The 21,612-nt window shown below is 59.6% G+C and carries 12 protein-coding genes and 1 pseudogene; 2 read left to right on the top strand and 11 right to left on the bottom strand.

Going from position 1 to position 21,612, the window contains the following annotated elements; all coding sequences use genetic code 11:
- Window positions 1-87 precede the first annotated feature (87 nt).
- Genes CHB97_RS23100 through CHB97_RS23090 form a run of 3 tightly spaced genes read right to left on the bottom strand, consistent with a single transcriptional unit; the run spans window position 88 to window position 4,779 of the window.
- Window positions 88-672: a hypothetical protein gene (locus CHB97_RS23100; protein WP_089290429.1), complete on the bottom strand. Its 585-nt coding sequence runs from the start codon at window positions 670-672 to the stop codon at window positions 88-90.
- Entirely contained in the window at window positions 669-2,732 is a 2,064-nt protein-coding gene (locus CHB97_RS23095) for a dynamin family protein (protein WP_089290428.1), read from the bottom strand. The genes CHB97_RS23100 and CHB97_RS23095 overlap by 4 nt, the downstream gene beginning before the upstream one ends.
- 31 nt (window positions 2,733-2,763) lie before the next feature.
- On the bottom strand, window positions 2,764-4,779 hold the full coding sequence (locus CHB97_RS23090; RefSeq protein WP_160106195.1) for a hypothetical protein: 2,016 nt from the start codon (window positions 4,777-4,779) through the stop codon (window positions 2,764-2,766).
- 344 nt (window positions 4,780-5,123) lie between these two features.
- Here CHB97_RS23090 and CHB97_RS23085 point away from each other — a divergent pair, with 344 nt between their 5' ends.
- Entirely contained in the window at window positions 5,124-5,594 is a 471-nt protein-coding gene (locus CHB97_RS23085) for a helix-turn-helix domain-containing protein (protein WP_089290426.1), read from the top strand.
- Between the two features lie 60 nt (window positions 5,595-5,654).
- Here CHB97_RS23085 and CHB97_RS23080 read toward each other — a convergent pair whose 3' ends face one another.
- From CHB97_RS23080 to CHB97_RS26195, 7 genes are all read right to left on the bottom strand, one after another.
- A complete protein-coding gene (locus CHB97_RS23080) occupies window positions 5,655-7,352 on the bottom strand; it encodes a dynamin family protein (protein ID WP_089290425.1) in 1,698 nt (565 codons plus the stop codon).
- Window positions 7,353-7,547: 195 nt separating this feature from the next.
- Window positions 7,548-9,443 carry an Hsp70 family protein gene (locus CHB97_RS23075; protein WP_089290424.1) on the bottom strand — a complete coding sequence of 632 codons (1,896 nt, stop codon included), beginning with the start codon at window positions 9,441-9,443 and terminating at the stop codon, window positions 7,548-7,550.
- A 137-nt stretch (window positions 9,444-9,580) separates the two neighbouring features.
- On the bottom strand, window positions 9,581-11,473 hold the full coding sequence (locus CHB97_RS23070; RefSeq protein WP_089290423.1) for an SUMF1/EgtB/PvdO family nonheme iron enzyme: 1,893 nt from the start codon (window positions 11,471-11,473) through the stop codon (window positions 9,581-9,583).
- 66 nt (window positions 11,474-11,539) lie between these two features.
- Window positions 11,540-14,281 (bottom strand): right-handed parallel beta-helix repeat-containing protein, encoded by a 2,742-nt coding sequence (locus CHB97_RS23065; protein ID WP_089290422.1) that lies wholly within the window; start codon window positions 14,279-14,281, stop codon window positions 11,540-11,542.
- Window positions 14,282-14,316: 35 nt separating this feature from the next.
- The gene (locus CHB97_RS23060) at window positions 14,317-16,263 is read right to left on the bottom strand and encodes a dynamin family protein (RefSeq protein WP_089290421.1); all 1,947 of its coding nucleotides are present in this window, start codon (window positions 16,261-16,263) and stop codon (window positions 14,317-14,319) included.
- 50 nt (window positions 16,264-16,313) lie between these two features.
- The gene (locus CHB97_RS23055) at window positions 16,314-17,330 is read right to left on the bottom strand and encodes a hypothetical protein (RefSeq protein WP_089290420.1); all 1,017 of its coding nucleotides are present in this window, start codon (window positions 17,328-17,330) and stop codon (window positions 16,314-16,316) included.
- 57 nt (window positions 17,331-17,387) lie between these two features.
- Window positions 17,388-17,996 (bottom strand): hypothetical protein, encoded by a 609-nt coding sequence (locus CHB97_RS26195; RefSeq protein WP_143271144.1) that lies wholly within the window; start codon window positions 17,994-17,996, stop codon window positions 17,388-17,390.
- Window positions 17,997-18,500: 504 nt separating this feature from the next.
- On the opposite strand from CHB97_RS26195, the pseudogene CHB97_RS23050 reads away from it, so the two are divergent.
- Window positions 18,501-19,834: pseudogene (locus CHB97_RS23050) on the top strand (IS1380 family transposase).
- 169 nt (window positions 19,835-20,003) lie between these two features.
- Here the strand turns inward: CHB97_RS23050 and CHB97_RS23045 are convergent.
- Window positions 20,004-21,230, bottom strand: coding sequence for a tyrosine-type recombinase/integrase (locus CHB97_RS23045; RefSeq protein WP_371333134.1), 1,227 nt, complete (start codon window positions 21,228-21,230; stop codon window positions 20,004-20,006).
- Between the last annotated feature and the right edge of the window lie 382 nt (window positions 21,231-21,612).

Below are 21,612 nucleotides of genomic sequence, written 5' to 3'. Positions count from 1 at the left end.
GGAAAATCCAGGGTTGGTTCCCCCACAATTGGAATGGATTCGTCGCAAAAAGTAGAAGTCTTTCAGCGACGGAACAGTGGTTAGGCATCATGCCGGTGGCCGCGCGGTTGCTGCGGATTGCAGCAACCCGTCCCAGTCCCGCCCGCTCCGCGTGCCCACGGGCGGGGAGTGCCGAGCACCCCCGAGGCCATAGCCGCAGCTTGCGGCAAAGCGTCCGACCATATCGGCAAAGCGCAGGACAACGGCGTCCGGTAAGGCGGAAAGCCAGTCTGGGTCCATACCGACCTCGCGAAACAGGCACCGGGCGGGATTGAAGGCCTGGGTCTGTCCTGGGGTAACCATGGTGTTCAAGGTCACGCCGACCTGGGCCAGCATGCCGCCATCCATGCCGCCCAGGCTGGCGGAGGTCTTGACCGCCAGAAGCCAGACCGTACCGTTGATACCCTGTTCGGCGATGATTTCGGCCACACGGTGAACCGCTTGGCGTTCGGGGCGCGACAGGGCAGGCAGGCAACGGGCTGTCCGGGCGGCGCGATGATAGTCGGCCAGAACATGAAGCTCCCTGGCCGCTTCGCGTTGGGCCTGTTTCAAGGTGGATGCGGTGGCAGGGATGACCAGTGCGGCGTTGAACCCACGCACGAGATCATGGGCAAGGGTTGGGGGTACAGTCATGACAGGCTCCATGGGGTCAGGCGCAGGAAGGAGGTGAAGCGTTTGGTTACATCCAGAATGTCGTCAATTTCTTCATCCGCGTGCTCCCCACCAAGAACCTCGTCCAATCGGGCCTGATAGGACTTCGCTCCAGCATCCATGCCGCGGACTCCTTGATCGAAGCGTTCACCAACCTCACGGAACATCCTGCGCACCGCCTTTTGCAGGTTCGGACCGAACTCGGCAGCCCGCAATCTCTGGACGATCCTTTCCGCCATCACTCGCTGCCAATCCTGGCGGAGCATTTTGATCAGGGTGTAGGTGCTGAAAATGGCCAGGGCCAAGCCCACCAAGGGTGCAATGGGGAAGAGCAAACTATAACCGAATAGGCTCAACGTCCCCATCACCAGGCCGCCGCTGGCCGCACTAAGGCGGAACATCCGGGCGGTATTGAACCGGGGCAGTTGCAACTTGGCCACCCCCTCGCCCGGTTCAAAATAGCCATGATAATCGCCAATGAACTGCTGGACCTCGGCTTCGACCCGCTCCATGCGCGAGGTCGCAACGCCGGAAACCTCCGCCTGGAGCAGGCCGACAATCAACGGCAGCGCCCGTTCGCCGGCATCCTCCTTCTCATGATCGGCAAAACTATGCCGAATGCGGGCCTCAATAGCGTCGGCGGTCAATTCGCGGTCCAGAATCTCGTCAACATCCTCCTTGGTGCCGGCAAACTCTTTCAGGATGATCTCGGTGATCCGTGCATGTCCCTGTTTGACCAAGCCGTCTCGATCGCCCTCACTGGCTTTCAGCCGGTCAAGTTCCTGCTGTGCCGCGTCACGGTTGTCCTTCATGGCCATAAGCGCCTGTTCCTGCGCTTCGCAGACGTGAAGCGCCCGGTCGAGCAGGTCGGCGACTTGATGGCGCCGCTGCTGAATGAACGGACCAGGCAAGCTTTTGCCCAACTGACCCTCTAAGGCCGCGCGCAGGCTTGCCGCCAGAATCGGTTGCCGGGCGGAGAAAGTAAAAAAGCGCTGGCGCAGTTCCGCTTCGGTCGGCAGGGTGAAGTCTTCCTGCTCCGGTGCGATGCCGGCGGTGAGTTGCCGATACAGACGGGCCGCACCATTGTCGAGGATCGGCCCCAGTTCGCCCTTGGGTCCATCGGCATGGCTGGCAACAATGAAGATGTTGGCCAACGGATCAATCCCCGGTACCTGGGGTAAGGCACGCAGCAGCAACGGCAGGACCAGGAAATCAATCTCGGTCAGAAAGCGGGCGGTCGGGCTGAGATAAAGCAGCACATCCGCCATGCCGATGGCTTGCGCTACCTTGTCCTCGTCGCCCTGGTTGCCGGAACCGAGGCCCGGCAGGTCAATGACGGAAAAGGCTTTCAGGGCGTCTGCTGCCAGAAACACCACGGCCGTTTGCGCACTATCTGCGTCCGGGCTTTCTGGGTCGTGCGCCGCGTAGCGATTCAGTGACTGAAGATCATCCTGGCGCACCAGATATGCCTTCGCATGGTCGCTGTCCTCCAATCGATCCAGGTCCAGATCCGGTCCGAAATAGGCCACCGCGTCTTCCAGCCATTCCGGGCGGTCGTCAATGTGGCGAAGCTCCACGATCAACCGGGTGGTCGGAGAAAAGGCGGCCGGCAGGGTTCCCGGCGGCAGACCCAGCAGCGATGCCGCCAATGTCGTCTTGGCGGCATCGAAGCCACCGCACAGCATCACCCGGGGTTTGCGCACCGAGCGGTGGATCTGCGCCGCTAACTCTGCGGTGGTTGGCAGAGGTGCTGCCAAACTCGGCACCGCTTCCGACCAATTCAGCAGGTAGCGCGTGGTGGCCAGCACTTCACCGGCGAACAGCTCATAGGGCGATCCCGGATCAATCGCCTGGAAGCTTCCCGCGTGACCGGTTGCCTCCTTCCAGCGGCGGACCTGCCCCATCGGAACATTATCGGGATCGCTTTCCCAGGCGGTTACCTCGTCTGCTGTGATGCCGAGACGGGCGGCCATATCCTCAACCGACAGGCCCGCCGCCCGCCGCATTGCACCCAGATCGTGAAGGTCGGAACTTCCATCCATGATAACTTCTCCTTGGTCGGATTTGAGTGGACTATCGATCACCGTCCTTCAGCGACCGTTGCAAAGCCTCAACGCGCAGGCGGTTTTCCTCCGCGAGATCGCGCTCGCGTCGGAAGCACGCCATGGCATCGGAAATGGTCTGTCGGGACCGGCGCTGTTTGCGCGCCAGATCCGCCAGGCGATCTGCCCGCACCTTGGAGGTCAAGGTTGTGAACTGTTCGCGCATTGGCACGCACGTCGCCTCCACGGCGTCATGCAGGCTGGCGCGCAATGTACCAGCGCGGAATTTTGCCACCACCGCCCCGGCGAGTTCCTGCCAACGGGTGGCAAAATGGTTGATGGCGACCAGAGGAATGACGGCAATCGCCACCGCCACGCCAATCGGCCCCAGGAAGGCCAGGGCGGAAAAGCTGGTGCCAATGATCGCCACATCCAGCGCCAACAGCCCGGCCATAGCACCGCCGAAAAGTTTTTCAGCAAGCCCGGTCACCAGCGCTTCGTCATTCAGATTGACCGTTGTCCCGGTCAATGACAGGTCGATGGTCACAACCTCCCGCGCGAACTCCCGAACCATGGCTCTGTACAACAGGATCGGGTCCTTAAGTGCCGCTTCCAGGCGTCCTTGAATTGTCTCCTTGATGAGCACGCCGCAATTCTGAGTGGCCTTGTTGAAACTGTCGAAGCTGCCGCGCAACATCTGTTCAACCCGGACTGGGTCATATAACTCATCGGCTACCTGATTGGCGGCATCCAGCCCGGCACGGCGAGCTTGGGTGAGAATCTCTTCAAGTCGCTTACTATAGCGGGCGACAAGGATATCGACCTGAGCCTGCGCTGTTTCGGCGAGGCGTACCTCGTCACCGACGAGACGACGACCGCTGAGCATCTCCTCCAACCGGGTGACGCGACGGGCATAATAAAGCCGGGCTGCTTCCAGTGTCTGGACGGTTGCCGTTTTTGCCCGGCGATTGAAAGCCTGTGGAAACGGAACGGACAGCAGATCCGCCAGATCTTCCCGTAAGGGCTCACGGGTAAACGGATAGTCAGGATAGAAAGCGAAGAAGCGCTCCAGCAATCGTCCCGGTGCGCGCTGCGCTTCCCCTGCGTCGGTGGCACGCCGCTGCAACAGCTTCGAGGATCGTTCCGAATCGCCCCAGAGGCGACGAGCACCTTCCGACAGTACATGGTCGATATCATGCTGTCGCTGCCGGGCGTGGGTCGCGACAACGTAAAGGTTGCGGAAGGCCCCCATGCCTGGATACGCCTGCCGCGAATAAAGCTGCAGCGCCCGCACTTGTTCGGCCAACAGCCCGAAATCGCGGGCATTCAGGAAGCCGACGAACTGAGACAGAAATATGACGATATCGGCAAGCCCAGCCATTTTCCGGGCCCGCTCCTGGTCCAGCACCATGCCGCTGTCGAAGCCCGGCGGATCAAGCAGAATGAGTGACCGCAGCAAGGGGGCCGCCATGAAAACCAGGCAATAAACCGCATTTTCCGGCGCCCGAACCGCCGTGTCGGTCGGCTCATATCCGGTATCGGAGCCGTGAGGATTCCCGGAACCAGCATCACCTGGCTTTTGCTTCTGGTGAACGGCATAACGATCAATCAGGGAGCGATCGCCGGCCAGCAACAATTCCGCCTTAAAATGCCGCTGGTCATACAGGCGGTCCAGATCGAAGGCCGCCGACATCAGGGCGACCGGCTGGGTCAGCCAGGGGGGGCGATGATCAATATGGATGATCACCGTGATCATCTTGGTTTCCGGCGCGTAATTGGAGCGCAAAAGCCCACCCTGGTCATGCGGCGGATCGCCGATCAGTTTCTTGCACAGGAAAGTCTTACCGGCGTCGAACCCGCCCGAGACCAACAGGCGCGGCAAGCGCAACCCGGTAGCGACATTGGCCAGCAAACCGGCCTTGTCAAAGCCCGCCTGTGTATCTTCATCACCGAATGCCGAATCCGGCCAATTCAGGATATGCTTGATGACCGTCTCGCGCCGGTGGAGCAGTGGCGCATAGGGGTTGCCAAGATCAAGCGGTGGCATGTCGTCGCCATAGCCGCACGCCTGATACCAGGCCCGATGCTGCCGTCGGGTCAGTTCCTCCCCCTTGTGGTCCATCTGCTCGATGGTAGAGACCTGATCGGCGCAAAGCCAGACAGCGCCCAAGATGTCATTCACCCCATCAGCCAGGGCAGCCTGCGATAGCCCGGCGGCGATGCGGACGGTCGGTAAATCCGGCAGTTCATCCCCGAAAGACGCTTGACTCATGTCGCCAGTTTCCCCGTGGCACAAGGGTGGCAGACAGGGCATGCTTAAAATTCTTGCCCTGCTGAACCAATTCAGTTACCATTATATAAACCCATATCAGAATAAGTTCAAAAAGAAAAATGATAGACTCACGCACTTTTTCAGGGGCCCTGGCAACCTTACGCCGCCAGGGCCACAGCCTGGATGCCACCTACACCGGCCTGATCGGGCTGGTCATCGCAGTGCTGCGCCGGGAAAAGGGCTGGTCGCAGAACCAACTGGCCAAACATTCCGGCGTGTCGCAGCCCACCGTGTCGCGGATTGAGCTTGGTGAAGCTGACATCACCGTTCCGCAGATTGACGCCATCGCCCGGACGCTGGAATGTCGTCCGGGATTGTTGTTTGATCTTGCCGATATGCTGCGCGATACGTTGCGTGAGCATCAAGTGGAGGTGGCGGCCAAATCCACCACGAAATCTTCATTCAATGTTGCTGGACCCAATGTTTTTGGACAGAGTGTGCCGGTAAGCGGGTCGCTGATGACCGGGGGCCCGGTCGGCTTTCTCATTGGCACCCTGCTCAGCACCATGATTCTATCCAAAACCAAGTAAAATATTGGATGTCACAACTCTTGACCTCTGGAACCGCCCCAACCGGCGGTGCAGCGTCGATCACCTCCCGTTATTCTGTTCCTTGATCAGCGCGCCATAGCGTTGCATGGCGGCCTTCGCCACCTGCTGACGCAGCGGATGACGCTCGCGGGTCAGGCGTTGGCTCCACCAGGACTGACGAAGAACACAATAGGTGCTGTCCTGATCACGACCCGGAAGCCGGGCACTGCGCTCCACCCCGCGCCGCCCGAACAGCGGTTCCAGTTCTTCGCGTTCCTCCGGGGTAAACAGTTCCGGTGCGGTCATCATTTTTTGCAGCGCGTCGAAGTCCTGATTGTGCCGCACCAGCTCTCCATGCAAACCCTCCAGCCGACGCAGAACCTGTTCGATCACCGGTTCAGCCTGCTGCGGTGCGGCCATCGTTTCAGCCAGCGCCGCGTCGAGGAAATCCGCCAGCTCCTGCCGGAACGGGCTATGGGTGGGGATGGCGGCCAGCACGCTGCTGAAACGCTGCTGTCGGGCCCGCGCCTCAGCGGCAGCGTCGCGCAACTTCTCCAGCCGCTCATAGCGCAGGGCGCGCATTGCCGCCATCGCGTCGTCCATGATGCGAAAGCAGCGCACGATGTGGCCACGGGCGAAGAACTGCCGCTCCAACACTTCCCGCAGCCGGTCAAAACCGGACAGGGCGGCGATCCGCGCGCCCAGGGCTGCCGGGGTTGGCGCCGGGTTGGCACGGGCCATGCCGGCGATCAGGGTGAATACCGGCCAGGGATCGACCAGCGCCCGCAAGGCCAGCACCTCTGCCCGCGATGAAGGCGAAAAGTCTAGCCGAGCAGCGAAATCATCCTCCATCAACCATTCTTCGTTCGACAGGATCTTATCCAGGGTGGCCGCGGGAATTCGGCGGATACCATCGATCAGCCGCGCCATCACCGCCCAATCATTGGCCGCCAGCCGGTTGGCGGTGCGGTGCAGGGCAGCGGAGACCGGGACCACGGCACCCAGATGCCCCTTCAGCGCCTCGGCATATTCGGCGGCAAATTCATCGGGCCGGGCCAGAACGTCGGGTCGGGCGTCGATCTTGGTGATGACGCCAACGGCCTTCAACGCCCGGGATACTTCCCCGGTACCCTGGCCGAATGCTTCCAGAAACTGCTGGTCGCCACGGCGGGGGACATTGCCGGTGATATAGATGATGGCGTCCGCCCGCCCCTCGATCATCCGGCTTTCCGCATCATGGCGCTGGCGTAGCTGGTTTTCCAGCCGCAGATACTCGGCCGAACGGTTCTGATGCTCGTCAACAACAGCACCCGTGCCGGGCGTGTCGACCAGCGTGGCCTGGCGCAGGAAGGGAAGAGGACGGCGGTATTCCAGCCGACCAATGCCGTCGGCCCGGCGCAATGTTTCGATATCCCGCCCCTGCAAGCCATCCAGAAAGGCCTTGCCGCAGGGCTCGACGGAGCCGTCACGCCAGACACACAGGATCGGCAAGTCCTTATTGTCCGGGACGCCATAAATCATGTGGTTGATCGTCGCCGTGGTTTCGGTTGTGCCGACCATCGCCACATCCTCATCCAGCAGGGCATTGACGAAACTGCTTTTCCCGGCCTTGACTTGGCCGACGACGGCGACGGTGCAGGGCTTGTCCACCTCGTCCGCCAACCGGCGCAGATCCAGCGCCACAACAGGGTCAACCGGTTGCAGCAACCGGGCCGCCTCATGCAGGCCGGCACGAACATTGTCCTGGATCGCACCCATTCATCCCCTCTCGATTTCGCGGGCAGTATACAATCGCGGTGCGTACCGCGACTGGGTTCCATCGCCAGTCCCCCAAGAAAGCCGCCGCCTGCGGCGGGTAAGGAGAGGGGAGACCCCTTCCCCCGCAAAGAAACAAAAACATAAGCTTAAACAAGCAAAGAGGCAAAGTACCAGGTACCAGGAACCAATGCTCCCTCACAGGAGCGTCTTGGCGAGGCGGAATCCCAGATTGTAGCCGCGAGTGTCGCGGGCGGTCCCATTGCGGCAGGCCGAGCGCAGCCCCCTAGGAATATAATTCCAAGACCCACCCCGAAAGACACGAATATGGGAAGAAATATCAAAAATACCACTGAACGCACTTCTATTTCGCGAAGTTATATGATAATTTTCCTGACACCATTCCCAGACATTACCATGCATCTGGTACAAACCAAACGGATTGGGATCAAAGCTGCGCACCGGCAGTGTCCGCGCCCGGTATTCACCCTTGCTGCCACCGCCAGCGTACACATAGTCTCCATCATAGTTCGCCTGCTTCGGCGTTATCGATTGCCCCCACCAGAACGGTGTCTCCGTCCCGCCCCGGCAGCCATATTCCCATTCCGCCTCGCTCGGCAGACGATAGCAATCTGGCCGCCCCGTCAGGCACAGACGCTCGTTCAACCAAGCCAGATAGTTCTGTACATCATCCCACGATACATTGATCACCGGTCGATCCCCACGACCCCAGCCCTCGTCGCCTGGACGATAGCCACCAGCGGCCAGCGCATAGGCATCCCATTCGGCAAAAGTCACGGCGCAGGTGCCCATCGCCAGATCATAACCGATCGTCACCGGATGACGCGGCCCCTCGCCACTGTACCGCTCAGGCTCGGAGTCAGGGGAGCCCATCTGGAAACTTCCACGCGGCAGCACCACCATCTCTGGGCACCAGGGTTCCTCACGATCCCGGAAAACCATCCCGACCTTCCGGCGGGGTGGTGGCGGCGGAGATGGAGGCGGGACCGCGAAATAGACCGCCCCCATCACCACGGCAAAATCGGTGGCACCCAGCCGCAACGGATCGGCCATGCCCCGGGGCTGGGTCAACTCCTGCTTCAGGCTCTCCCATACCAGGGGAATGCGCGACGACCCGCCGATCAGCAGCACGCTTTCCACCGCATGACCCCGGTGCGCCGCCGCCGCCGCCACATCCTGGCTCAACCGCACCGTCGCCGCGATCTTCTCCCCGATCAGTTCTTCCAACTGCACCCGGGTCAACAGCTTTTCAAAGCGCTTGCGATCCTGAATCCCGCGCAGTGGCACCTCCGCTTTCTTCGACAGCATCTCCTTGGCCAGGCGGCAGGCCCGCAATATCGGTGGGTTCAGCAGGCCATCCTCTCCATCGAACGATTGACCCCGTTCCGCCTGCGCTTGCCCGTCAAACCACTCGTAAATCGCCCGGTCGAAATCCTCCCCACCGCAGCGCTCCATCCCCCGTGGCTCGCCCACCAGACGGTGGCCGCTGCCGTCGCGGCGCAGCACCGCCACATCAAACGTGCCACCCCCAAGGTCATAAACCAGGATTGTCTCACCCAGCCGGGCGCCCTGGTCCCGCAGGCCCGCCAGACCCGCCGCCACAGGCTCCTCCAGCAACCGCACATCGCCCAAGCCCGCCAGCGCCGCCGCCTCGCGCAACGCATCCCGCGCCGTCGGCCCGAAACTGGCCGGGCAGGTCAGCACGACCGTATCCGCCGGCCCACCAAGGTCACCCACCTCCGCATCCTCGCGCAGCTTGCGCAGGATGGCCGCCGTCGCATCCACCGCCGTCACCACCCGCCCATCCGGCAGGCCCCGCACAAAATCAACATCACCCAGATGCCGCTTCGGTGTCAGGAAAGCCCAAGCCCACGCCGCCTCATCGACATCCAGCGAATCCACTGCCGGCCTTCCCACAACCTCCGTGCCGTCTTCGCCGAAACAGACGATGGAGGGCGTTTTCTCCTCCCCCTCCTGGTTCCGCAACACAACCGCACGGCCACTCTCCGCATCCAGCATCGCCATGCTGCTAAACGTCGTCCCAAAATCAATCCCAAGAATAAGCTGCGACATGCGCTGCTCCGTAACCGGAAAGAGAAAAAGGCCGCCTTAATTAATTATACAGCGGACTGTATCGCTGGATCACAGTGTTGAAGGCACCCTTGAAGGCGGTGGTCGAACGAGCGAAAGAACCAGGAACCAACGCTCCCTCACGGGAGCGTCCTGGCGAGGCGGAACCCCAGATTGCTGTGGCGATCGTCGGGGGCGCACCAGTTGCGGCAGGCCGAGCGCAGGTTCCTGGGATCGTTGCCCCAGGAACCACCCCGAATGAGGCGGTCGCCGAAATTATTTCCTTCAGCCGCACCGCCGCCACTGGGCGCATCCTCATAATTATCCGTCCAGCAATCCTGGCACCATTCAAAGACATTCCCATGCATTTGGTACAGCCCAAACGGATTGGGGGCAAAGCTGCGAACCGGGAGCGTGTATTGCCGGAATACCGCTTTCTTGCCGCAAAGGTAAACTACACGGTCCTCGTAATTTGCCTGCTCCGGCGTAATCCCATGCCCCCACCAGAACGGTGTCTCCGTCCCGGCCCGGCAACCATATTCCCATTCCGCCTCGCTGGGCAGACGATAGCAATTTAGCCGCCCCGTCAGCCCCAGACGCTCGTTCAACCAAGCCAGATAGTTCTGTACATCATCCCAGGACACATTGATCACCGGCAGTTCGCCACGGCCCCAGCTCTGGTCAGAAGGACGATAATCACCGGTAGCCTGCGCATAGGCATCCCATTCGGCAAAACTCACCGCGCAAGTACTCATTGCCAAATCATAGCCGATCGTCACCGGATGACGCGGCCCCTCGTCACTGTCCCGCTCACGCTCATCCACCGGCGAGCCCATCCAGAAGGTTCCGCGCGGCAGCGCCACCATCTCCGGGCAACAGGGTTCTTTACTATCCCGGAAAACCGTCCCAACCTTCCGTCGTGGCGGAGGGGGAGGGACCGGCAGTGCGACCGCGAAATAGACGGCCCCCATCACCACAGTAAAATCGGTTGCACCCAGCCGCAGCGGATCTGCCAAGCCTTTCGGCTGGGTCAACTCCTGCTTCAGGCTCTCCCATACCAGGGGAATGCGCGACGACCCGCCGATCAGCAACACGCTTTCAACCGCATGGCCCCGGTGCGCCGCCGCTGCCGCCACATCCTGGCTCAACCGCACCGTCGCCGCGATCTTCTCCCCGATCAGTTCTTCCAACTGGCCCCGGCTCAATGATCGTTCATAGCGCTTGCGATCCAGAATCCCGCGCAGTGGCACCTCCGCTTTCTTCGACAGCATCTCCTTGGCCAGGCGGCAGGCCCGCAATATCGGTGGGTTCAGCAGGCCATCCTCACTGTCGAACGATTGCCCTCGCTCTGCCAGAACCAGCCCGTCAAACCAGTCGTAAATCGCCCGGTCAAAATCCTCCCCGCCGCAGCGCTCAATCCCCCGTGGCTCGCCCACCAGACGGTGGCCGCTGCCATCGCGGCGTAGCACCGCCACGTCAAACGTCCCGCCCCCCAGATCATAAACCAGGATTGTCTCACCCAGTCGCGCCCCCTGGTCGCGCAGCCCCGCCAGACCCGCCGCCACCGGCTCCTCCAGCAACCGCACATCGCCCAGGCCCGCCAGCGCCGCCGCCTCGCGCAACGCATCCCGCGCCGTCGGCCCGAAACTGGCCGGGCAGGTCAGCACGACCGTATCCGCCGGCCCACCAAGGTCACCCACCTCCGCATCCTCGCGCAGCTTGCGCAGGATCGCCGCCGTCGCATCCACCGCCGTCACCACCCGCCCGTCCGGCAGCCCCCGCACAAAATCAACATCACCCAGATGCCGCTTCGGTGTCAGGAAAGCCCAGCCCCATGCCGCCTCATCTTCCAGCAAATCCAAGGCCGATGTCCCCACAGCCTCCGTGCCGTCTTCGCCGAAACAGACGATGGAGGGCGTCTTCTCCTCCCCCTCCTGGTTCCGCAACACAACCGCACGACCACTCTCCGCATCCAGCATCGCCATGCTGCTGTACGTCGTTCCAAAATCGATACCAAGTATACGCTGCGACATGGCCGATCCTTTTAGTAGAATATTTTCCAAAAAAGAGCCATAAAATTCATGATATTAATATAAATTTCATGGTGTGTCATTCTGCCCAATTTTTGCCGGAGACGATTTGTCCCACGCAATACCTAAACCATTACATCTTGTAATTTTATTATTTTCGATTGTTCCACACCCATTCCCGACAATGCGGATGCCATTGGATGCCGGGGTATCAATCCGATTACGCCGGACAATCGGATCACCGCGATCCAAAATGACTATCCCGAATGTATGACTGGAATAGATGTCATTGCCCTCGATCGTGCCCTGGCCCTGCTCACGGACAAGGATACCGACATCTTTCCCGTCATGGATGCGGTTGTTGCGAATGACCGGATCGCCACCTGTCATCACGCAGATCCCGGCATTGGTATTGGCATGGATGTCATTGCCCTCAATCATGCCCTTACCCTGCTCAAGGACAAAGATACCGGCATCTTTCCCGTCATGGATGCGGTTGTTGCGTATGATCGGATCGCCACCTGTCGCTATGAAGATTCCGTCTTTGGTATTAGCGTAGATGTCATTGCCCTCAATCGTGCCCTTGCCCTGATTGTGGATGGCGATACCAACATGTTTCCCGTCATGGATACAGTTGTTGCGGACAATCGGATCGCCGCCCGTCATTATGGAGATCCCGGCAAAGGTATTGCTGTGGATATCATTGCCCTCGATCGTCCCCTTGCCTTGATCGCTGACACCGATTCCGGCATCTTTTCCGTCATAAATACGGTTGTTGCGAATGACAGGATCACAACCTGTTTTTATGCTAATTCCAGCAAGTGTATTGTTGAAGATTTCATTTCCTTCAATCGTACCCTTGCTATGATCGTGGAAAGCAATTCCTACATGTCCACCGCCATAGATACGGTTGTTGCGGATTAAAGGGTCACATCCTGTCGCTATAAGGATCCCGGTAAATATATTGTTATAGATGTCATTACCCTCAATCATCCCCTTGCATTGTGCCATGACAGATATACCAACATTTTTCCCATCATGAATACGGTTATTACGAATTATTGGACTACTATATTCCACTACATTGACCCCGATATGGGTATTGTTATAGATGTCATTTCCCTCAATCGTCCCCTTGCTATGGCCGTGGACAGCAATGCCGACATATCCCCCGTCATGGATGCAGTTTTTGCGGATGATCGGATCGCCACCTGCCGTTATAAAGACCCCGGAACCAGCATTGGCGTATATGTCATTTCCCTCAATCGTGCCCTTGCCCGGCCCAATAACAGCGATACCAATATCTTTCCCGTCATGGATGCGGTTGTTGCGGATGACCGGGTCGGCTAGTTTATGGATGAGAATCCCTGCTCCAGTGTCACCTGTGTTCTGAGCACTGATATCAAGATTCTCCAATACAGGGGAGCCGGAACCAATATCGACACAAGAAAATCCATCGCCCCCCAATTGCCGAAGGGTCAGATTTCGGATCGACCCGGTGGGGGCCGTCCAATCTATGACATCGGCATCTTCTGCTTCCAGAATGATGCTGTCGCGATCACCATCCCCCAACAGGTGGACCGGTACCGTTATGGTCAGCACTTCCTGATATCGCCCCGCAGTGATGCGGATTGTCGCTCCCGCAGGGGCCACGTCGAGGGCCTGCTGTATCCGACGGTACTGACCAGGACCCGAGCCAACCACCAGTTCCCTCGGTGCCGATTCTCCCACGAAATACACTGCGCCCATCACCACGGCAAAATCGGTGGCACCCAAACGTACGGGTTCGGCCAAGCCTTTCGGCTGGGTCAGCGCATCCCGCAATTGCTGTTGCACCAGCGGGATACGTGACGATCCGCCAATCAGCAGCACGCTGTCCACTGCATGGCCCCGGCGTTCGGCCGCCTCCGCCACATCCTGGCTCAACCGCACTGTCGCCGCGATCTGCTCCCCGATCAGTTCTTCCAACTGGCACCGGCTCAGCGGTTTCTCAAAGCGCTTGCCGTCCAGGAAACCCCGCAGCGGCACATCCGTCTTCGTCGACAGCATCTCCTTCGCCCGGCGGCAGGCCTTTAACATGGTTGGGTTCAGGCCATCCTCACCGTCGAACGATTGCCCCCGTTCCGCCTGCGCCAAACCGTCAAACCAGTCATAGATCGCCTGGTCGAAATCCTCGCCACCGCAGCGCTCCATCCCCCGTGGCTCCCCCCCCAGGCGGTAGCCGCTGCCGTCGCGGCGCAGCACCGCCACGTCGAATGTCCCACCCCCCAGATCATAAACCAGGATTGTCTCACCCAGCCGGCCACCCTGGTCGCGCAGGCCCGCCAGACCCGCCGCCACAGGCTCCTCCAGCAACCGCACATCGCCCAAGCCTGCCAGCGCCGCCGCCTCGCGCAACCCATCCCGCGCTGTCGGCCCGAAACTGGCCGGGCAGGTCAGTACCACCGTATCCGCCGGACCGCCAAGATCACCCGCCTCCGCATCCTCGCGCAGCTTGCGCAGGATCGCCGCCGTCGCGTCCACCGCCGTCACCACCCGACCATCCGGCAGGCCCCGCACAAAATCAACATCACCCAGATGCCGCTTCGGTGTCAGGAAAGCCCAACCCCACGCCGCCTCGTCGTCGTCCAGCAAATCCCAGGCCGGCGCTCCCACAGCCACCGTGCCGTCTTCGCCAAAACAGACGATGGAGGGCGTCTTCTCCTCCCCCTCCTGGTTCCGCAGCACAACCGCACGGCCACTCTCCGCGTCCAGCATCGCCATGCTGCTGTACGTCGTTCCAAAATCAATCCCAAGAATACGAGGCGGCATGAAAACTCCGTGATGGATAGAGGAAGATGGCGCTCTCAGACAGCCGCTTCTTTCGGCATCAGTTCCTGGAGCACCGCGTTGAACGCGCCTTGAAAGGCAGTGGCGTCGGTAGTCAGCGTAGTCCAATCGTCGATCTGGGCACGCAGTGCCGCCAGCTTTGCCGCCCTGGCCGCCTCACCCAGCTTGCCATCGGCCTCCAGCCGTTCCTGTTCCACTTTCACCTGTTTGGATTTGTCGTTGATCAGTCCATCGACCCGCTTTAAAACCCGCGCCTCCAGTTCGCCGAAATGCCGGTCAAGAAGACTCGACTGCTCGACACTGACCGACATGAAATGGCTGCGTACCTCATCCAACCCGGCTGCCAAATGCTGCTTCAACTCCGCCTTGGCCTTCTCCAGTTCGCGGGCGCCCGTGTCGCGCCAACCACGCAGGAAACCCCAGACCGCGAGGCCGGCAACTATGGACAGCGAAACCGGTGGAAACCAGGATGTGGTGATGGCGACCCCCGCCAGAGCCGAGGCGAGACCGGCGGTCATGGTCGTCTGGACCATGTGAACGCGCCCCCCCACTACCCGTGTCCATAGATCACCGCGTGCCGAGAGCGTGGTTGTCCGGGAAATGCTGGCACCATCGGCTCCGTTTACGCCGGTGGAAAGGTCACCGACATCGGCGATCAAATGGGCCAACCTAGCGGCACAGGCTGTGCGGGTGGCCTCGCTCACCTTGTTCCATTCAACATCGGCCCATTCAAGAATGTTGGTTTTTAGTGATTCAGCAAAACTCTTTGCAGCGGCAACAGAGTCGATCTGATCAATTTCCCGACCGATCATGGCGGCGATCCGGCCCGTCGGCTGAAGTGTCTGGACGAACTGATGCTTGCCGCGCTGAACGATCTGCCGCAGATCCTTGGTCAACAGCTCCCGTTCGCGGCCCCGCTCACCCCAGGTATCGTGGAAGACGCGCAGATTCTCGGCGATCTTGCGCTGGATTTCGGCCCGACCCTCCTGGGACTCCGCGATCAGGTTCTTTAGCCGGGTATTGAGGGTATCGCCGCCCTGGCGCAATTGTTCTGCCAGCAGCCCCGTCGCCTGGGCCAGTTTTTCCACACCTGCCGAGCGGAACAGGAATATCTGCAGCGCCTCGGCCAGAGCGGGGAAACGGCTGACCTGGAGATAATCGGCATCACCGGTTTCGACCGCCTTCATCAGATTGGTATTGGAGATTGGCCAGACTTGGGGATCGGAAAGACGTTCCGCGAATTTTTCGCGCAGAATCTCGCGATTGCGCGCCAGCACCCCCTTATACGCGGAACCGAACTGGTCGATCCGGGTCTGAATGAAGAATATATTGGGCGTGTTATCAAGTATTTCATTAATATACTGGGTGTCATCTTCGACCATCGGCCGTTCTGAATCCAGGACATAGATGACCCCGTCGCCGTAGGGAATGAAACGCCGCGTGATCTTGCCGTGTGCGGCGAGGATAGAGCCGAGGCCGGGTGTGTCCAGAAGGGCGATATTCTTTGGCAGAAATTTTGCCACGGTATCCGGTATATCAATCTCAATCCAACGCAGCAGCTTGCCCTGCGCTGCCGCCCGCGCCCGCGGACTGTTCGCATAGATTTGGGAGCCATAGGTTGCCAGATCCTCCACAGCGATCGGATCGGCGCTACCATCCTCGTAGCGCAGACGGCAGGCGAATTTTTCTGCCCTGGCAATGCGGAAGACCTGGTTCGTGGCGATCTTGTCGGAAACCGGCAGTATCGACCGCCCCATGAGTGCGTTGAGGAAGCTGGACTTGCCGCGCTTGGCCTCGCCCATGACCGGCACCAGATAGATATTCTGGTCCAGCTTGGCTATGATGCCATCTACGGCATCGGGCAGCGGCGGCAATTCACTGTTCTGGCTAAGGGTGGTCACCCGGTTGATCAGGGCTTTGACATCGACGCGCAAGCCGTCGATCCGTTCAAAAAGACTGGTCATGCTATCTCCATTCAAAGCCTGGGTAAGGAAGGGGTACAGGTGCTTCCCGGTCACAGATCCCGCGGAATGTCGCTGACGTCATGATCATGCGGCTGCGGATAGCCGGGGTGGGCCAACACGTCGAAAATGTGGTGGAGAATGCCTGGATCCGTATGGTGGGGCGCGCCGTCATCATGACGGGTGGCGACTTCGTCATGCCCTGCAACGGATTGCAGTCGCACCTCCGACGGGTGAACCGGGGGAAAGCCGGGAAAGGGTTCCGGCATATGAGCCAGAATATCGCGTATCGCATGCAACCAATGCGAGGCTTGATGCTCAAGAGCCGTGAACATGGTGTAGGGCAGACCCCAAACATGTTCGACGTGTCCCTTGGCGTAATCGAAATTCGCCATTTCGGGCTGATGTGCCGACGGTGGCACAGGCTCTTGCGTTGCCACCATGAAGAAGTTGCTGCCGTTCCAGGCGTTGACGAACTGTTCCAACGGATAGCGCGCAACCGCCTCGCCGGTACCAGGATCGGTCACAATCACACCAACATGCTCAGGGTCAGAGGTATCTATGCCGGAAACGACGACGGCGTGGTCAGCCCCATTCATGCCCAACTTGGCGAACAGCGCATCAAGCATGGGGTCCGGGTGCCACAGGCCATCGGCATGGACCCCCACCATGACCTTGTGACCTTGCGCCAGCTCGTTGCTCAGGTGAAAAATATTGGCATGTTCAAAGCGATTGACGGCGATGCCGTGATGCTCCAGCAGTTTTCCCAGATCATTGATCGTCGTTCCCTCACCCTGATGGTACCAGCCGTTCTGGGTGGCTTCCTTGATCAAGGCGTCCTCGCCCGGGTCATGGCCGGTGAACTGGGCAATGATGAACTCCTGGCAGCGGATACCACAGGTATCGTCATGCCGTTGCTGGCCGACCCAGGCATTAGCGTCAACATGCGGCGTGCCGATTACAGGCTCCGCCGTAATCACCGGCGCTGAAGGCACCTCCGATGCGGGCCGCAAAACCAGATCGAAGGGAGAGGACCAGGATGAAAGATGGCTTTTGGAAGGATCATTCATGATCGAGCACCCTTTCTCTGCCAAGGAGTTCGTTGGATTCAAGCTTTCTTCTGATGATCAAGCGCCCGAGCCCTGACCCGTCGTCGCCCCGTCGCCGCCGGGCCGCAGGCTGACACGTGCCTTGCGGTAAACACGACGGTCCAACTGGAAACCAGGACTGAGGATTCGCGCATGCCATTGCGAATCGTCACCGTTGTTTCCGGATCCCTTCTTCTCTGGTCGATGCAGGCGACGGTTGAAAACCCCATCTTCGGCGATGACCTCCATCCCGGCTCGTTCCAGAATCTCCTGCAACCGATCACAGACATGCTTGGCAATTTCTTGGGCGGGAGGGTCGAGACTAGCAATATGTCCGTCGATTTCGTCGAAAAGGCTGACACAATCCTCCAGTAGATCAAGCGTTTCGCGTGCCGGGGTTTGGCCTCCCGCCGCAATCTCTGGCAATTCAGCTTTCGCTACCGGTGAGGGTACTGATGGAAGCACTACCGGATGGTCTTCCGCGTGAGGGGTAACTTGTGGACTCTGTGAAGAAGGCACCGGTTCTAAGTGAACCGATGCATTGTCAACAAATTTATCTCTAGGAACGGCTCTTCTACCCCTGAGTTGCATGCGGCTCAGAGCGGAATGGAAGAGCTTCCGGATATAAACGAAAACGTCTTTGTGCATGGGGAGCCTGCCCGGATGCAGTTAAGTCACCTTATTCATATCTTGAGCATCTCATTAATTTAGACGAACCACAAGACTGAAATCGGGTCTTTTCCGAGATCGCTTCCGGTGACGGTGGACGAGCGCTGGTGCCTTTTCAAAAAGAAAGCCAACGTAAGGCGGAATGGCTCCACTGCGCTACGACTTATGAAACCGGAAATTCGTGCCCTTACCAGAGCCATGACATCGGGGCTAGCATTACAGTTGCAGTTAGATTTTTTCTTGTTTTACCCCTTCAATAAGGTCTTGTCGGCAGATCAGGATTTCTGTGATTTTCTGGCTTCAGGCGCGGTCATTGCCAACGCTCTATTGCCCTTGTTTTGAACCGCAACTGTAATGCTAACCCGTCTTATTCACCGGACTGCATGATTTTGGTTGGCGGGTGTATCGCAAGTCACTGATATGGCGTAGGATTTGGGTGTCTGAACCATCTCTGCAACCGCATCGGAGAGCGCCACACCCGCCATGTTGGACGATACCCTTCTGCCGTTTGCATTTCCAGCCGTCTCGCGTCGCCCTGTGACCGCCGCTTTTGATGGTGGGCGGATCAGTTCTGATGGGGGTGCGATGCTGCTGGCGCTGGCGGATCGCCAGCTTGGCCTTGCCGACCGGCTGGCGTCCGTGATCCCGGACCGGCGCGATCCGAGCCGCGTCATTCATTCTCTGGCCGACATGCTGCGGGCGCGGATTTTCGCCATCGCACTTGGCTATGAGGACGGGGACGACCTGGACAGCCTGCGCCACGACCCCGCCCTCAAACTGGCCTGTGGGCGGCTGCCCGACAGCGGGGCCGATCTCTGCTCCCAGCCGACGATCTCGCGTCTGGAGAACACGCCCCGCCTGCGCGATGTGATCCGGCTTGGCGGCGTGTTGGTCGATCTCTGGTGCGCCAGCTATGCCAAGCCGCCCACTGCGGTGACGCTGGATATCGACGACACCGTCGATGTCGTGCATGGCCATCAGCAATTGTCGCTGTTCAACGCCCATTATGATGAGCGCTGTTTCCTGCCCCTCCACATCTATGACACCGAGACCAGCCGCCCGGTGGCCATGATCCTGCGGCCTGGCAAAACGCCGACCGGCGTGGAAATCCGGGGTCATCTGCGCCGTCTGGTCCGCCGGGTCCGGCGGCACTGGCCCGCCACCCGCCTCACCATCCGTGGCGACGGCCATTATGGCCGGCCGGAGGTGATGGACTGGTGCGACGATAACGGCATCGACTATATCTTCGGCCTGACCGGCTCCAAGCCGCTCAAGGCCAAGGTGGAGACCGCCGCCGATGCCGTGCGCACCCATCGCGCCCTGGAGGACAAGGACGCCGTGCGTGGCTTTGCCGAGACCAGTCACAAGGCGGGATCATGGAAAAGACAGCGCCGCGTCGTCGCCCGCATCGAGGCCACCCGGCTCGGCCTGGATATCCGCTTTGTCGTCACCAGCCTGGATATCGGCACGCCAGAATGGCTGTATGAAAGCCTCTATTGTAGGCCGAAAACCTGATCAAACTGCACAAGACCCAATTGGCGTCTGATCGCACCAGTTGCCGTTCTCCGCTGGCCAATCAGGTCCGCCTGATCATGCACACCGCCGCCTATTGGCTGATGCTCACCGTCCGCGATGCCGTTCCTCGCCAAAATCCCCTTGCCAGGGCCGAATTCGCAACAATCAGGCTGCGCTTGCTGAAAAGCGCTGCCCGCGTCATCGAGACAACCAGCCGCGTCCGCATCGCATTTGCAGCATCATGCCCGGAAGCACCGCTGTTTCGCGGCTTGGCATACGCGCTCAGGCCGGCACCGGCATGAGCAACGGGACGGCGTGTCCCGGCAAACCCACAACCCTGAAAACCCAAGCCCAAATCCAAAGCCAAGATAAAACCGCGCATTTCGCGCCACCAAAACGTGTACACCCGCAGAACACAGAACCGGTCAGATCATATCCGGTGAATAAGACGGGCTAAACGTATTTCCCAAGTTATCTGACCGTTGAGTTCCGGGCGTTGATCCTGAACCGACTGCGCCGTGCGTAGCTGGAGTGCGATGAGCCACCAGCCTGTTTTGCAATGAAGCCAGACACCTTCTCCGCAGCGTTCCTGACCGGATCAAGCGCCAGATGCGCATACCGGGCGGTGGTCTGCACCTGCGTATGGCCCAGCAACTTCCCTATCATCGGTAGTCCTTCGCCCAGGAACAGGGCACCGCTGGCGAAGGAATGTCGCAAGTCGTGAAGGCGAACGTCGTCCAGCCCCGCCCGTCGGCGAATGCGCCGCCATGGTGGTTGCAAGTCTGTCAGTCTGGTTCCCTTCTTTGTGCCTGTGATAACCCACGGATTATCCGGCAGCTTTGGGACAGCACGCAGGACGACTGCAACAGCCTCTCCGAACAGAACGACTTTGGCCCCCGTTTTTGAATCCGGCAGCCTGAACGCCTTGGCCTGCCAGTCAACATAGGCCCACTTCAACATCATGATTTCGCCAAGCCGGCAACCCGTCAGCATCAGCAGCCGGATGGCAGCGATGACGGAAGCCGGCTCCGATTTCGCTGCTTCCAACTCGGCCAGTGTCCGCCCCAGCGCTGCATATTCGTTCGCGCTGAGGAAACGCTCCCGCTTTTCCTCAGGGAACTTCTTCACATGCAGACATGGGTTGCTGCCGTCCGGTCGAAGGCCCCAGACTTCAGCCAAATTGAACATCTTGGATAATACGCCAAGGGTTCTGTTGGCTTGATAGGGGATATGCCGCAGCGAATGGTGGAGTTCCGCAATATCCCGGCGTTGAATGTCTGTAACCCGCCGAGTGCCGATCTTGGGATTGATGAACAGCTCGACCGACCGCCGATATTCATACTGGGTCGAAGGCTTGCAACGGACAGCAACGTGCTCTTCCAGAAACCGCTCTCCCAGCGCCTTCATGGTCGGTGCCTTCCGCGCTTGATCGAGTTCCTGTGCCGGATCACGTTTGTTCTTCGCTTCAGACAGGATTTCATATGCCCGCGCCCGGGCATGCTCCGCGGTTACAGGGCCATGCTGACCAATCGTGATGAAACGCTGTTGTCCGTTGATCCGGCACTTCACGATATAGACCTTGCGACCCGTGGGATGGATGCGGACGCCGAACCCCCGCAACTCGTCATCCCAGACCACCTTCAGGGTCGGACCTGCAGCCGCCGCATCCACGGAACGCTTGGAGAGCTTTGCCATCATCCATCTCCAGAAACACCGGAAGCACCATCATGGTGCTTGGTATCAGCTACCATATAGCTACCAGATGAGATAAAATCGGAGCGCTGATGATGGTATCTGGTCGTACATGGAAGTCAAAATATCAGAAGTGTTATCAGATATTTAGATGATTTGGGGTATTCCAGAGTACATCATCGTATGAGTACTTTTCAAACTCATAACCTGAAGGTCACAGGTTCAAATCCTGTCCCCGCATCCAAAAGAAAACCCCAGCAATCCGAAACGGTTGCTGGGGTTTTTGCTGTCCGCCCCGGATTCGTCACGGGAATTTTTTTGCCTGAAAAATCGGTCGCATTTGGCCTCCGGCGCCGGGTTGGGGGTAGGATTTTTCGGGTCAGGGCTT

The organism is Azospirillum sp. RU38E (genome assembly GCF_900188385.1).
GTDB lineage: Bacteria > Pseudomonadota > Alphaproteobacteria > Azospirillales > Azospirillaceae > Niveispirillum.
This window is presented reverse-complemented; position numbering and strand designations above follow the sequence as displayed.

Coding starts and splice junctions, on each gene's coding strand:
- CHB97_RS23045 (WP_371333134.1), bottom strand. CDS start 21,230: ATGATGGCAAAGCTCTCCAAGCGTTCCGTGGATGCGGCGGCTGCAGGT.
- CHB97_RS23070 (WP_089290423.1), bottom strand. CDS start 11,473: ATGTCGCAGCGTATACTTGGTATCGATTTTGGAACGACGTACAGCAGC.
- CHB97_RS23075 (WP_089290424.1), bottom strand. CDS start 9,443: ATGTCGCAGCTTATTCTTGGGATTGATTTTGGGACGACGTTTAGCAGC.
- CHB97_RS23060 (WP_089290421.1), bottom strand. CDS start 16,263: ATGACCAGTCTTTTTGAACGGATCGACGGCTTGCGCGTCGATGTCAAA.
- CHB97_RS23090 (WP_160106195.1), bottom strand. CDS start 4,779: ATGCCACCGCTTGATCTTGGCAACCCCTATGCGCCACTGCTCCACCGG.
- CHB97_RS23080 (WP_089290425.1), bottom strand. CDS start 7,352: ATGGGTGCGATCCAGGACAATGTTCGTGCCGGCCTGCATGAGGCGGCC.
- CHB97_RS26195 (WP_143271144.1), bottom strand. CDS start 17,996: ATGCACAAAGACGTTTTCGTTTATATCCGGAAGCTCTTCCATTCCGCT.
- CHB97_RS23100 (WP_089290429.1), bottom strand. CDS start 672: ATGACTGTACCCCCAACCCTTGCCCATGATCTCGTGCGTGGGTTCAAC.
- CHB97_RS23085 (WP_089290426.1), top strand. CDS start 5,124: ATGATAGACTCACGCACTTTTTCAGGGGCCCTGGCAACCTTACGCCGC.
- CHB97_RS23065 (WP_089290422.1), bottom strand. CDS start 14,281: ATGCCGCCTCGTATTCTTGGGATTGATTTTGGAACGACGTACAGCAGC.
- CHB97_RS23055 (WP_089290420.1), bottom strand. CDS start 17,330: ATGAATGATCCTTCCAAAAGCCATCTTTCATCCTGGTCCTCTCCCTTC.
- CHB97_RS23095 (WP_089290428.1), bottom strand. CDS start 2,732: ATGGATGGAAGTTCCGACCTTCACGATCTGGGTGCAATGCGGCGGGCG.